Origin of the sequence: Antarctobacter sp., from assembly GCF_965277915.1 — a bacterium.
Lineage (GTDB): Bacteria > Pseudomonadota > Alphaproteobacteria > Rhodobacterales > Rhodobacteraceae > Antarctobacter.
Map to the genome: position 1 here is coordinate 308,983 of NZ_OZ255849.1, position 13,201 is coordinate 322,183.

A 13,201-nucleotide genomic window follows, 5' to 3' on the forward strand; every position below is an offset into this window, starting at 1 on the left:
TCTCCCTAGTAGGTGGCGCGGCCGCCGGACTGGTCGAAGACCGCCCCGGTGGTGAAACTCGCCTCGGACGAGGCGAGCCAGCAGGCCATCGCGGCAATTTCGTCGATGGTGCCGAAGCGGCCCATCGGGATTTTCGATTCCATGTAGGCGATGAACTCGTCCGTCATCTGGTCGAAGATCGCGGTGCGCACGGCGGCAGGCGCGATGGCGTTGACGGTGATCTGCGTGTCGGCCAGTTCCTTGCCCAGCGATTTCGTCAGCCCGATGACCGCGGCCTTGGAGGCGGAATAGGCCGAGGCGTTGGGGTTGCCCTCTTTCCCGGCGACCGAGGCCATGTTGACGATCCGGCCAAAGCCCGCGGGCCGCATCAGCGCGGCGGCGGCGCGGTTGCAGTAGAACAGCCCGTGGGTGTTGAGCTCGAACACCTGTTTCCAGGCCTCGGTGGGGTATTCGATGACGGTGGTGTTGGGGCCGGTGATCCCGGCGGAGCAGACCAGGGTGTCGAGCCCGCCCATCGCGGTCTGGTCCTCTGCCATCGCGCGGGTGACGGCCTGCGGATCGGTGACGTCGATCGCGCGGGTGCGGATGTTGGTTTCGCCCTCGATCGCGGCGAGGTTGTCGGCGGAAATGTCCCAGACCGTGACGATGGCGCCCTCGGCCGCAAGGCGGCGCGAAATGGCCGCGCCGATGCCCGAGGCGCCGCCTGTCACCACCGCGTGGCGGTTTTCGAAGCGCATTCAGTGTCCTCCCTTTTGCGCGGCATGTTGCGGGCTTGCTGCGGCGAGGTCCAGAGGATTGCGCGCGGTCGGCGGGGCGGCTCTGTTTGCGGCTGGCGCCGCAAAGACGCCCGCCCGCCGACCCTTGGGACAGGCTGCGCCTGTAGGCCTTCTTTCGGAGGTTCCGGGGACCAGGCCGGGCGGCTGGACCAGCCGGTGAGGGGGTCAGGAGGCAAGGTCCGGCAGGCGGGGGGCGGCGTCGAGCAGGGTTCGGGTGTAGGGATCCCGCGGCGCGGAGAAGATCCGCCCGGTCGGGCCTTGCTCGACGATGCGGCCCCTCTGCATGACCATGACCCGGTCGGTGATCCCGCGCACCACCGACAGATCGTGGCTGATGAAGAGATAGGCCAGCCCGTAGCTGGCGCTGAGACCGGCGATCAGGTCGAGGATCTGCGCCCGCACGCGAACGTCCAGCGCCGAGACCGCCTCGTCGAAGACGATCAGCTCGGGCCGGATGATGAGCGCGCGGGCGATGGCGAGGCGCTGGCGCTGGCCGCCGGAAAAGGCGTGGATGTGTTTCTGCGCGTCGTCGGGGGACAGGCCGACGGCGGTGAGCGCCTCGGCGATGGCATCCTCACGCGCCTTGCCCCGGGGCGGATCGGGCAGCAGGTGGAAGGGTTCGGAGATCAGCCGCGCGACCCGGTGACGGGGGTTGAAGCTGCCGTAGGGATCCTGGAAGACCACCTGCACCTTGCGCCGAACCTGCGGGTTGGGGCGGTGATGGGTGAAGACCGGCGTGGCGTCGAGCGTGATGTTCCCCGAGGCGATGGGCGTCAATCCCAGCAGGGCGCGGGTGAGGGTGGACTTGCCGCAGCCGGATTCGCCGACGAGGCCGACGCGTTCGCCACGCCCGATGGCAAAACTGACATCGTCGACGGCGGTGAACCGGGGATGGGCGGCAAGAGGATGCGGGCGCGGCAGCGGGTAGGTGCAGGTCACGCGCTGCGCCTCGAGCAGGGCGCCGCTGTCAGGACGCGGTGGCAGGTGCGGCTGATGGCCCGACGCTTCGAAGAGGGCGCGGGTATAGGGGTGGTCGCGACGGGCGATGAGCTGGTGCGTGGGGGCGCTTTCGACGATGCGGCCCTTTTGCATGACGGCGATGCGATGGGCCATGCCGGCGACCACGGCGAGGTCATGGGTGATCATCATCAGCGCCATGCCCTCGGTCCTCGTGAGGTCCTGCAGCAACTCGAGGATCTGTGCCTGGGTGGTCACGTCGAGCGCGGTGGTGGGTTCGTCCGCGATCAGCAGCCGGGGCCGGAGCGCGATGGCCATGGCGATGACCACGCGCTGGCGCTGGCCGCCGGAGAGTTCGTGCGGGTAGCGCGACAGCGGCAGGTCGAGACCGCAGCGGGCGAGCGCCTCTCTGGCGCGGGTGCGCGCCTCGGCCCGGGAAGTGCGGGGGGCGTGTTGCAGGATGGTTTCCGAGACCTGCGCGCCGATGCTCTGCACCGGGTTGAGCGCGGTCATCGGTTCCTGGAACACCAACCCGATGTCGCGGCCCCGGATGTCGCAGAGCCTGCGTTCCGACAGCGACAGCAGATCGGTGCCGTCCAGCACGATCCGCCCCGCGGCCCGCGCGCCCTGCGGCAGGAGGCCCATCGCCGCCAGCGCCGTCATCGATTTGCCGGAGCCGGATTCGCCGGTCAGGGCGAGGATTTCACCGGGCGCGATCGACAGCGAGATGGCGTCGAGGATTCGCGTGCCCTGGATCTCGACGGTGAGGGCGTCGATGTCGAGCAGGGGGGGCGCTGCCCCCGGCCTGCGGCCTCCCCCGGAGTATTTTTCGAGAGAAGAAGCCGTCATGTGCGCAGGACCTTCAGCCGCGGGTCCAGCGCGTCGCGCAGCCCGTCGCCCAGGAGGTTCAGGCCCAGCACCATGAAGACGATCGCGAGGCCCGGGATCACGGCCACATGCGGGGCGAGGGAGACCAGCGTCTGGGCATCGGCCAGCATCCGCCCCCAGGAGGGGACCGGGGGCTGGGCGCCGAGGCCGACATAGCTGAGGCCGGCCTCGGCGAGGATGCCGAGGGAGAACTGGATGGTGCTTTGCACGATCAGCAGGTTGGCGATGTTTGGCAGGATGTGTTCGGCGCTGATCCGCAGCGTGGACTTGCCCGCGACACGGGCGGCTAGGATGAACTCGCGCGTCCAGAGCGACAGCGCGGCGCCGCGTGCGAGCCGGGCGAAGACGGGGATGTTGAAGATGCCGATGGCGAGGATGGCGTTGATCGCGCCGGGGCCGAAGACGGCGGTGATCAGGATGGCGATGACCAGGCTGGGAAAGGCGAAGATCAGGTCGGAGCTGCGCGAGATGAGCTCGTCCACGAGGCCGCCCCGGTGGGCGGCGGCGGCGAGGCCGAGCGGGACGCCGAGCGTCAGGCCGATGCCCACGGCGACCAGCGCCACGGCGATGGAGGTGCGCGCGCCGACCATCAGCATGCTCAGGATGTCGCGGCCGAAGTGATCGGTGCCGAGCAGGTGGGCGCCGCCCGGCGGCCGGAGGCGGCCCGGGATGTTCATCGCGGTGACGTCGCCCGGTGTCCAGACAAAGGACAGGGCCGCGGCGGCCAGGAAGAGCGCGGTGAGCAAACCGCCGAGGATCAGGTTGCGGCTCATCCGTGGCGCAGCCTCGGGTCGGCCAGCGCATAGGCGAGGTCGGTGAGGAAGTTCACGAGGATGACGGCAAAGACCAGCAGCATGACGGTGCTTTCCACCACGATCAGGTCGCGCTGGCTGATGGCCTGGAAGATCAGGCGCCCGAGGCCGGGCAGGTAGAAGACCTGCTCGATGATGATGCCCCCGGCGATGAGAAAGGAGAATTGCAGCCCGATGATGGTCAGTACCGGGATCAGCGCGTTGCGCACCCCGTGCCGCCAGAGCGTCTGGGTGCGGGTCAGCCCCTTGGCGCGGGCGGTGCGGATATAGTCCTCTCCCAGCGCGTCGATGAGCGAGGAGCGCAGCACGCGGGCAAGGATGGCGGCCTGCGGCAGGGCCAGGGCCACGGCGGGCAGGGTCAGGGCACGGATGGCCTGTAGCGGGTCCTCCCAGCCGGGGAAGCCGCCGGAGGGGAAGATGCGCCAGGTGATGGCAAAGCCCAGCACGAGCAGCATGGCGAACCAGAAGTTCGGGATCGCGACGCCCAGTTGCGAGAAGGCCATGACGCCGAGGTCCGGTGCGCGGCCGCGGGTGGCGGCGGCAATGAGCCCCGCCGGGAAGGCCAGCAGCACCGCCAGCGTCAGCGCGAAAAGCGCCAGCGGCAGCGAGATCCAGAGCCTTTCGCCGATGATTTCGGAGACCGGGGCGCGGTAGGTGTAGGACATGCCGAAATCGCCGCTCAGCATGCCGGTTGTCCAGGCGAGGTAGCGTTGCCATTTCGGCAGGTCGAGGCCCAGTTCCTGGCGCAGGGCGGCCAGGGTTTCGGGCTGGGCGTTGATGCCCAGCATGTAGCTGGCCGGATCGCCCGGGGCCACTTCGACGACGAGGAAGATCACCGCCGAGGCGACGGCGAGGCTGAGGACCAGCGAGATCAGGCGTCGGGTGAGATAGGCCAGCATGGGGGCACCGTATGGTCGGCCCGTGGCGGCGTCCAGAGGGTTGCAGGCGGCGGGCCGGTCCGGGGGATCAGTCCGGCGTGGACAGGAAGCCCTGCAACGCCTCGGTCGTCTCGGCCGGGGACTGGTCGACGAAGAAATGCCCGCCGGGGATCGCGCGGGCCCGCATGTCATCCAGCCGGGGCGCCCAGGTGGCGGGCACGTCGTAGGCCCGCGCCATTGCGCCCTCGGCGCCATAGAGAACCAGCGCGGGACAGGTCACGCGCCGGTCGAGGTCGTCCGTGTCATGCTGCAGGTCGATGTCCAGCGCCGCGCGGTAGTCGTCGTTCATCGCGCGGCGGCACTCCGGATCGGCCCATGCCGTGCGGTAGGCATCGAGCTGGGCAGGCGGGAAATCCGACAGGTCCGCCTTGCCGAAGCCCAGCAGGCAGCGGGTGTAGAAGGTCTCTGGGTCGGCGGCGATCAGGGTTTCCGGGAACGGTTCCGGCTGGGCGAGGAAGAACCAGTGGTAATAGCCCCTTGCGACGTCGTGGGTCAGGTCCGTCAGCAGGTGGTGGGTGGGCACGATGTCCATGACCGTCAGCGAGCGCAGGGCCTCGGGCGCGTCAAGCGCGAGGCGGTGCGCGGTACGGGCGCCGCGATCGTGTCCGACAAGGTGAAAGCTCTCATGGTCGAGGTGGTGCATCAGGGCCAGCTGGTCGCGGGCCATGTTGCGAAAGCTGTAGCTGGCGACGCCTGCGGGCTTGTCGCTTTCGCCGTAGCCGCGCAGATCGGGGCAGATGACGGTGAAATCTCGGGCGAGGGTGGGGGCGACCTCGGCCCACATGGCGCGGGTCTGGGGAAAACCGTGCAGCAACAGCAGCGGCGGGCCGGAGCCGCCGTGTTCATAGGCGATCCGCGTGCCGTCAAGCTCGGCGCTGGCAGGGGTGAAACCGGGGATGTCGTTGCGGAGCATGGCGTCCAGCCTCCTGTCACGCAGAGGATTTCGTCCCGGCCGGGGATCTGAAATGCGGCGTCTGGGAAATGCGTCGACGGGCGGGCTGGTCCCATGCCCTTTCACGACGGCCCGAAGGCAAGCGCGCCCTGTCCACCGACAAGGCGCGCCCCGGGGTTACTGCGTCCAGCGCACCTGGGCCAGCGGGTTTGCCTGCGTCGGCTGGTTGACCCACAGGCCCTCGATCCGGGCATCGGCGACGGTGGGGAACGCCAGCTGGAACAGGAAGCCGTTGACGTAGTCGCGGGCGATCAGCGTCTGTGCCTCGGCCAGCATGTCCGACCGTGCCGCCGGATCGGTGGTGGCGTTCAGGGTCGTCATCAGGGCCTGGAACTCTTGGCTGTCGTACTGGAAGTAATAGTCGGGCCGGGCATAGATGCCGATGTCGAGCGGTTCGGTATGGCTGACGATGGTCAGTCCGTAGCCCTTGCCCTTGAACACTTCCTCCAGCCACTGCGCCCATTCCAGGTTGGTGATCTCGGCCTCGATTCCGACATTGCGCAGTTGCGCGGCGATGATCTCTCCGCCGCGGCGGGCGTAGGAGGGGGGCGGCAGCTTGAGCGTTGTCTTGAACCCTTCTGCATAGCCCGCGTCCACCAGCAACATGCGCGCGCGGTCGGGATCATGCGGCGACAGGCCGGTCAGGTCGACGTAATCGGGGTTGTGCGGCGCGAAATGCGTGCCGATGGGCGTACCCAGGCCGAACATGGCGCCGTCGATGATCGCCTGCCGGTCGATGGCATGGGCCACCGCCTCGCGCACGCGGGGATCGTCGAAGGGCGGCTGCTTGTTGTTCATCGCCAGGATCGTCTCGCCCTCGGACGAGCCGAGCAACACCTGGAATCGCGGGTCGCCCTGGAACTGGGGCAGGTTTTCGGGCGCCGGGTAGCCAGAGAACACGTCGATGTCCTGCGCCATCATGGCGGCGAATGCGGCGGTCGGGTCCGAGATGAACTTGAACGTGGCCTCTGTCAGATGGGGCGCATCGCCCCAGTAGTCGGCATTCTGCACCAGGCGGACGCTGTCGCCCTTGCGCCATTCATCAAACTTGAACGGGCCGGTGCCGATGGGGGTCTGCTGGATGTCCTCGATGCTTTCGGGGGCCACCATGACCGCGTCGCCCCAGGCCAGGTTGAACAGCAGGTTGCCGTTGGGCGCATTCAGGGTCAGCTCGACCGTGGCGGGGTCGATCACCGTGACCTCGGCAATGTCGGAAAACAGCGCCTTCTGGGCGTTGGTGCTGTCCTCGGCCCGGGCGCGGTCGAGGCTGAACTTGACGTCCTCGGCGTCGAAGGTGGTGCCATCGTGAAAGACGACACCCTCGGCGAGGTGGAAGGTATAGGTCAGCCCGTCGTCGGAGATCTCCCATGAGCGGGCCAGTGCCGGGACGATGGCACCATCGCCGGTGAACCGGGTCAGACCTTCGAAGACATTGGAGTAGAGCACGCTGTCGATCGCCCCGGCGGCGGCCGAGGTCGGATCGAGGTGCGGCGGTTCCAGCTGGATCGCGATGGTCAGGTCGGTCTGCTGGGCAAGCGCCGCGGTCCCGCCCAGAAGGGCGGCGGCGAGGGTAAGGCGGAATGTCATGTCGGTTCCCCTGTTGCTTTGGGGTCGAGTGTTGCGCTTTGCCGGGCGCGGTTCAAGCACGGGCTGCAAATGGGCTCTGGTTCTGCGTTGCAGCAAATGGTAGGTGGGTGCGCAACTTTGTTGCGCGAGGGGCGCCGGACCTTGTCCGGTCCTTGCGCCACGCTCAGGGAGGAGGCCCAGGCGATGAGTGCAACCGCGAAGAAGACAGCGCTAATGGCGGAGGATATCCGCGCCCGCAAAGGCGGCGAACCGCTGGTCAGCCTGACGGCCTATACCACGCCGATGGCGCAGATGATGGACGCGCATTGCGATTTCGTGCTGGTCGGCGACAGCGTGGGCATGGTGCTGCACGGGCTGCCCTCGACCCTGGGCGTGACGATGGAGATGATGATCCTGCACGGTCAGGCGGTGGCGCGGGGCCTGTCCAGCGCCATGATGGTGATCGACATGCCCTTTGGATCCTACGAGGAAAGCCCCCAGCAGGCCTTTCGCAATGCCGCGCGACTGATGGCCGAAACCGGCGCGGGCGCGGTCAAGTTGGAAGGCGGGGTGGAGATGGCGCCGACGATCGCCTTTCTCGTCAAACGCGGTATACCGGTCATGGCGCATGTCGGTCTGACGCCTCAGTCGATCAACACGCTGGGCGGCTACAAGGTGCAGGGGCGCGGCACGGCGGGCGAGGCGCTGATGGCCGATGCCCGCGCCGTCGCCGAGGCGGGGGCGTTTTCGGTGGTGCTGGAAAAGGTGCCTGCCTCGCTGGCCGACGCGGTGACGGAGGCGGTGTCGATCCCGACCATCGGCATCGGCGCGGGACCCGGCTGTGACGGGCAGATCCTTGTCGTGGACGACATGCTGGGGCTGTTCACGGCCTTCAAGGCGAAATTCGTGAAACGCTACGCGACCCTGGGCGCGGACGGCGAGGCGGCGATTGCCGACTATGCCCGCGAGGTCCGCGCGCGGAGCTTCCCCGCGCCCGAGCATGTCTTTGGCGACGACGCGCCGGAGGGCAAGGCATGATCGCGCCGATCGTCCGGAGCGTCGCCGAGTTGCGCGAACTCACCGACGGCTGGCGCCGCGCGGGGGAAACCATTGGTGCGGTGCCGACGATGGGGGCGCTGCATGACGGCCACCTCAGCCTTGTCGCGGCGGCCAAGGACCGCTGTGATCGGGTGATCGTGACCATCTTTGTCAATCCAAGGCAGTTCAATAGCCGCGAGGATTACGAGAAATATCCGCGTACCGAACATGACGACGCCCGCAAGCTCGAGCGATTTTCCGTCGACGCGATCTTTGTCCCCGACGGGGACGAGATGTACCCGCAGGGGTTTGCGACCGGCGTGTCCGTGTCCGGCCTGACCGACGTTCTGTGCGGCGCGCACCGGCCCGGGCATTTCGACGGGGTGGCGACGGTGGTGACCAAGCTGCTGTTGCAGACCGCCGCCGACCGGGCCTTTTTCGGCGAGAAGGACTGGCAGCAATTGCAGGTGGTGCGGCGGCTGGTGGCCGATCTGAACATTCCCTGCGAAATCGTGGGCTGCCCGACGATCCGCGAGATCGACGGGCTGGCCATGTCCTCACGCAACCTGCTGCTGTCCGACATGGCGCGGGCACGGGCGGCGGCCCTGAACGAGGCGCTGGAGGAGATGGCCGATGGATTGCGCGCCGGGCGTTCGGCCTCTGATCTGCGCCCCGGGGCAGAGGCGCGGCTGGCGGCGGCGGGCTTTACGCAGGTCGAATACCTGGACCTGCGCGCCAATGACGACCTGTCGCTGTTGGACCGGCCGGATCGGCCCGCGCGCCTGCTGGTCGCGGCCTGGCTTGCCGGGGTGCGGTTGATCGACAATATCGCGGTGTGAGCGCCGGGCGCCGGGGCCTAGTAACAGCCGGAATGCCCGCCCATGGCCCCGCGGTCGACGACCAGCATGACCTCGGCCCATCCGCGTCCGCAGACATAGACCTCGACCGCAGAGGGGCGGCCCGCGCGGACATCCGCGACAAAGCCCTGTGCCGCGCCAAGGTCGACGATGCCGGGAATGCGCGCGCGGGCGTCGCGGGCATGAAAGATGGGATCCCCCGTGTCGCCCTGCTGGCGCAGCCCGAAGCGATGATAATTGGCGCGGTCCTGCTGGATCACCGCGCGGGGATCGGTCAGGCGGGTGCCGCGCGAATTGTAAAGATCGTCGGTCCCGATGGTCGCCCCGTACCAGGCGACCTCGCCCCAGTCCTGGGCCTGTGCCAGCGGTGCGCCAAGGCCCCAGAGCGCGGCGGCGAGGATGGCAACGCGAGTCATGAGAAATCCTTTCATGCAATACCGCGCAAAGGATCGGAGCGGGCCGCGGCCCTGTCAACGAAACTCTAGGGCAACAGCAGCTTTTCCAGCGTGCGGCTCATGACCTTGGCACTGTCGAGCATATCCGTCACGCCGACCCATTCATCGGGTTTGTGCGCCAGTTCCAGCACCCCCGGCCCGTAGGCGATGCAGTTCTGCAGACGCCCGATGCGGTCGATGTGTTTCTGGTCGTAGGACCCGGGCGAGGCGACGTACTCCGGCGCCTGTCCCAGCACGTCGCCGATGGCTTCGGCCACCGTCGTCACCACCGGCGCGTCCTGCGCCGTCATCGAGGGGTCGATGCGGTTGATGTCGCGGATCGCGTAGTCGAACCGGGGGCGGCGGGTCTTGAGATCGTCGAGCAGGGCAATGACCTCGCCGCGCACCTCGTCGTAGGCCTCTTCGACAAGGAACCGCCGGTCGATCACCATGCGGCAGCTGTCGGGGACATTGGGCGCGGGCAGGCCGGTGAAATCCTCCAGTTCCGGTTCGCCCCCGTGGACCGAGTTGATGTTGAGCGTCGATTGCCGTGCGGCCTCTGGCGTGACGGGCATGGCGGTTTCCCGCGTTGTCAGAGAGGGGAACAGCCGGTCCTCGAAGGCCTGCATCACGGCGCCCATGTGGCGCACGGCGCAATCGCCGAGGAAGGGCATGGAGCCATGCGCGATCTCTCCCTTGGTCTCGATCTCGGCCCACCAGGCGCCGCGATGGCCCAGGCAGATGCGGTCCTTGTTGAGCGGCTCGGGGATGATGACGTGCTGTACCCGGTCGGGCGAAAAATACCCCAGCCGGGCCAGGTGCGCGACGCCGCCGTAGCCGCCGGTTTCCTCGTCCGCGGTGCCCGAAATCTCGATGGCGCCGGCATAGTCGGGATGTTCGGCGATGAAACATTCGGCAGCGATGATCGAGGCGGCCAGCCCGCCCTTCATGTCGCAGGTGCCACGGCCATAGATCCTGTCGCCGTCCAGTTCGGCCCCAAAGGGATCGCGGGTCCAGCCGTGGCCGACCTCGACCACGTCGATATGGCTGTTGAAATGCACGCAGTCACCGGGGCGCGTGCCCTCGCGCCGGGCGACCACGTTCCAGCGCGGGCAACGGTCGCTGTCGCCCGGCGCGCCGGTCGCCCGGATCAGCTCGCAGGTGAACCCCGAGGGCGCGAGGCGCTGTTGCAAGAGCTCGCAGATCTCGCGGTAGTGCCGGCCCGGCGGGTTCAGCGTGGGCAAGCGGACAAGGGCCTGGGTCAGCGCGATCAGGTCGTCGCGGGCGGCATCGATCCGCGCGAAAAGGGAATCTGTCATGCGCAAAGTTTCTGCCGCTTGTCGCGACGGCGCAAGGGGGCGCAGCCGCGACCGGTGCTCAGGGCAGCCGTAGCCGGGGCGCCCTGCCCAGAAGGGTGTCGCCAAGCGAGACCTGTCCCGCGTCGAAGACCAGCCGCAGGTCGGAGCTGTCCTCGCGCGCGCGTTCAAGTGCGTCGGCCAGCGGGGCGGGGATCAGGTCGGCCCGGCGGGCGCTGTCCAGCAGCGTGGTCCAGTTGTCGGTGCCCAGGGCGAGATCTCCGCCGGGGCGTCCCTGTGCGTCGATCTCCAGCAGGCCGTTGGCGTCAAGCTGTGCGCCGCCGGACCTATAGCTGCCCTGTCGCAGGTCGATCCTGACGGGCTGCGGCACGGGTCCGGCAAGGCTGTCGAGGTGCCAGTCCCGGTCAAAGGTGACCTCGGCCCGCAGGGCCAACCCGTTGTCCGCCGGCGTTCCGGCGAACCCGGCGCTCAATCCCAGACGGTAGAGACCCGGTGTGGCCGGCACGTCCAGCAGGCCCGCGCGTAGGTCGGACAGGGACAGTTTGCCGGTGCGAAAACTGTCCGCCTCGAGGTTGGCGCGCAGGATCACGCCCTCGGCGTCGTGGATCAGGGAGGCGCGCAGGCCCCTGCCTTGCACCGTGACCGGGCCGGAGGGCAGCGTCACGGTCTGGCTGTCGGGCCAGACCAGGATGCGGTGCCCGGGCCGGTAGGTCAGCCCCAGCACCTGGAAGAAATCCCCCTGCCAGCCGATACCGCGCGCGGTGTCCTTCAGGACCACATCGTTCAGCGTGGCGTCGAGACGGCTGGGAAAGCCGCGCACGGAGAGCGAGGAATACTCTGCCTGCCAACCCTCGGCACGGCGCGCCTCGAACCAGTTGGCGATATCGGCCTTCAATGCCCAAGAGGCGGTCATCCAGAGTGCCGACCAGGCCAGTCCCAGCGCCAAGGTCACGGCAAAGATCCAACGTGCCACGCGCGCCCCCCTTTTCCTGCCGCACCCGATCGTGTTTACAGGCCCATAGCGGGAAGGACCAGAATGATGACGCTTTGGGTGTTCGGATACGCCTCACTTCTTTGGAACCCGGGATTTCCGGTGGCGGAACGGGTGCAGGCGCGGCTTTATGGCTATTCGCGCAGTTTCTGCATGTATTCGATCCATCATCGCGGCACCGAGGAAACGCCCGGGCTGGTGCTGGCGCTGGACGAGCAGGAGGGCGCTTGTTGCGACGGGCTGGCCCTGCGCGCGGCGCCGGGCAGCGAGGAAGAGACGCTGGCCTATCTGCGCGAACGCGAGCTGGTGTCCTCGGCCTACCTGGAAAAGAGGCTGGAACTCAGCCTGACGGACGGGCGCCACGTCGAGGCGGTGGCCTATGTGATCGACCCGCATCACGTCCAGTATTGCCACCTGGCCTTGGAAGAACAGGCGCGGATCATCGCGCGGGCGCATGGCGGACGCGGGCCGAACACCGAATACCTGTACAACACCGCCGCCCACCTGGACGAGATCGGCGTGCCGGACGCGGACCTGCAATGGCTGGTGCGCGAGGTGCGGGCGCTGTCGCGGGACCGGTAGCGGGGCAGGGGGCACGGCCTCCGTCGGGGTGTTTTAGCAAGAAACGCCGCGCCCGCGGGTCAGGCCGCCGGGCGGCGCGCCTGCATCACGGCAGGGGCGATCCGGGCGAGATGAGTGTCCCAGCTGCCGCAGCAGCCGCCCCAGATATCGGCCTGCGGGAACCGGCGGGCGAGGGCGGCCATCTGCGCCGCCAGTTCCTGCGGGTCGCCCTCTTCCAGGTGGTCGAGTTTGCAAAGCGCGATCTTGTCCATCGCCGCGGCATTGGGGCGGAAACTGCGCAGGCGGGTCTGCCAGCTGCCGGCGGTCAGCGCCGGTTCGAATTCCAGCGGATGGGAGCAGTTCACGCCGTAGCTGTCGGGCCGCGCCTGGGGGCCGCAGGCGGCATCTGTGGCGGTGACCGCCTCCGCAAGGTGGGCACCGGCGCGCAGACGGTGGTTCTCGGTCAGGGTGAAGGAGATGTTGACCGGCACATCGGCCCCGGCGGAGGCGCGGGCGATGCCGATCGCCTCGGGGACGTTGTTGATCGTGGCGGCCCAGAGCAGGTCGATACCTTCGTCGGCGCAGGTGGCAATCTGGCGGGCGTGATAGGCTTCCGCCTCGTTCTTGGTGATGGTGCGGTTCAGCGCATAGGCGTCGCCGCGCGGCCCGAGGATGGCGGCGATGCGGATCTGCGGGATCTGGCCGGTGTATGGCGCGCTGACCTCGCGCAGGAAGGCGATGTTGCGCCGCTGGATGTCGTCGAGCGCGGCGCCGTCGTAACCGACAAGGGCGCCCCAGTCCGGGCTGGCGCGATAGTCGAGGCCTGCCAGCAAGGCACAGCCGCCCGATGCCGCGATGGCATCCAACAGGCGGCGGTACATGTCGTGAAGGACCTGCATCGCACGCGGATCGTCAAGCAGGGTGAAGGCGCAGAAATGGTCGAACGCGAACCCGTGGCGGTACATGAGCTCGGTTTCGGTGCCGCCTTCGGTGAACCAGGGCAGGCCGTCGGGATGGGGGGCGAATACGGGGGGCATGGCAGGGCTCCTTTCCGCCCCAGACTGGATCGGAGGGCGCGCCTCTTGCCAGTGGACTCGCGGTCTACTGTACCGACG

The 13,201-nt window shown here is 68.3% G+C and carries 13 protein-coding genes; 3 read left to right on the top strand and 10 right to left on the bottom strand.

Going from position 1 to position 13,201, the window contains the following annotated elements; translation table 11 throughout:
* Window positions 1-5: 5 nt before the first annotated feature.
* The 6 genes from ACQY5B_RS02440 to ACQY5B_RS02465 all read right to left on the bottom strand — a co-directional run bounded on the left by ACQY5B_RS02440 (window position 6) and on the right by ACQY5B_RS02465 (window position 6,910).
* Window positions 6-737, bottom strand: a complete 732-nt coding sequence (locus tag ACQY5B_RS02440; RefSeq protein WP_305969287.1) for an SDR family NAD(P)-dependent oxidoreductase — start codon at window positions 735-737, stop codon at window positions 6-8.
* Between the two features lie 204 nt (window positions 738-941).
* Entirely contained in the window at window positions 942-2,582 is a 1,641-nt protein-coding gene (locus ACQY5B_RS02445) for an ABC transporter ATP-binding protein (protein WP_420326527.1), read from the bottom strand.
* Window positions 2,579-3,394, bottom strand: coding sequence for an ABC transporter permease (locus tag ACQY5B_RS02450; RefSeq protein WP_305969285.1), 816 nt, complete (start codon window positions 3,392-3,394; stop codon window positions 2,579-2,581). Before ACQY5B_RS02450 ends, ACQY5B_RS02445 begins: the two co-directional genes overlap by 4 nt.
* Window positions 3,391-4,332 (bottom strand): ABC transporter permease, encoded by a 942-nt coding sequence (locus tag ACQY5B_RS02455; RefSeq protein ID WP_420326526.1) that lies wholly within the window; start codon window positions 4,330-4,332, stop codon window positions 3,391-3,393. The genes ACQY5B_RS02450 and ACQY5B_RS02455 overlap by 4 nt, the downstream gene beginning before the upstream one ends.
* A gap of 67 nt (window positions 4,333-4,399) precedes the next feature.
* Entirely contained in the window at window positions 4,400-5,284 is an 885-nt protein-coding gene (locus tag ACQY5B_RS02460; protein WP_420326525.1) for an alpha/beta fold hydrolase, read from the bottom strand.
* Window positions 5,285-5,440: 156 nt separating this feature from the next.
* Window positions 5,441-6,910: an ABC transporter substrate-binding protein gene (locus tag ACQY5B_RS02465; protein WP_420326524.1), complete on the bottom strand. Its 1,470-nt coding sequence runs from the start codon at window positions 6,908-6,910 to the stop codon at window positions 5,441-5,443.
* 183 nt (window positions 6,911-7,093) lie between these two features.
* On the opposite strand from ACQY5B_RS02465, the gene panB reads away from it, so the two are divergent.
* Window positions 7,094-7,927, top strand: a complete 834-nt coding sequence (gene panB, locus ACQY5B_RS02470; protein ID WP_420326522.1) for a 3-methyl-2-oxobutanoate hydroxymethyltransferase — start codon at window positions 7,094-7,096, stop codon at window positions 7,925-7,927.
* Window positions 7,924-8,766 carry a pantoate--beta-alanine ligase gene (panC, locus tag ACQY5B_RS02475; protein ID WP_420326521.1) on the top strand — a complete coding sequence of 281 codons (843 nt, stop codon included), beginning with the start codon at window positions 7,924-7,926 and terminating at the stop codon, window positions 8,764-8,766. The genes panB and panC overlap by 4 nt, the downstream gene beginning before the upstream one ends.
* 17 nt (window positions 8,767-8,783) lie before the next feature.
* Here panC and ACQY5B_RS02480 read toward each other — a convergent pair whose 3' ends face one another.
* The 3 genes from ACQY5B_RS02480 to ACQY5B_RS02490 form a co-directional block, all read right to left on the bottom strand.
* Window positions 8,784-9,200, bottom strand: coding sequence for a hypothetical protein (locus ACQY5B_RS02480; RefSeq protein WP_305969279.1), 417 nt, complete (start codon window positions 9,198-9,200; stop codon window positions 8,784-8,786).
* A 65-nt stretch (window positions 9,201-9,265) separates the two neighbouring features.
* A complete protein-coding gene (locus ACQY5B_RS02485) occupies window positions 9,266-10,537 on the bottom strand; it encodes an acetylornithine deacetylase/succinyl-diaminopimelate desuccinylase family protein (RefSeq protein WP_420326519.1) in 1,272 nt (423 codons plus the stop codon).
* Between the two features lie 58 nt (window positions 10,538-10,595).
* Window positions 10,596-11,507 carry a DUF2125 domain-containing protein gene (locus tag ACQY5B_RS02490; RefSeq protein WP_420326517.1) on the bottom strand — a complete coding sequence of 304 codons (912 nt, stop codon included), beginning with the start codon at window positions 11,505-11,507 and terminating at the stop codon, window positions 10,596-10,598.
* A 66-nt stretch (window positions 11,508-11,573) separates the two neighbouring features.
* On the opposite strand from ACQY5B_RS02490, the gene ACQY5B_RS02495 reads away from it, so the two are divergent.
* On the top strand, window positions 11,574-12,107 hold the full coding sequence (locus ACQY5B_RS02495; protein WP_420328723.1) for a gamma-glutamylcyclotransferase: 534 nt from the start codon (window positions 11,574-11,576) through the stop codon (window positions 12,105-12,107).
* Window positions 12,108-12,166: 59 nt separating this feature from the next.
* Here ACQY5B_RS02495 and ACQY5B_RS02500 read toward each other — a convergent pair whose 3' ends face one another.
* The gene (locus ACQY5B_RS02500; RefSeq protein ID WP_420326515.1) at window positions 12,167-13,123 is read right to left on the bottom strand and encodes a homocysteine S-methyltransferase family protein; all 957 of its coding nucleotides are present in this window, start codon (window positions 13,121-13,123) and stop codon (window positions 12,167-12,169) included.
* Window positions 13,124-13,201: the final 78 nt, after the last annotated feature.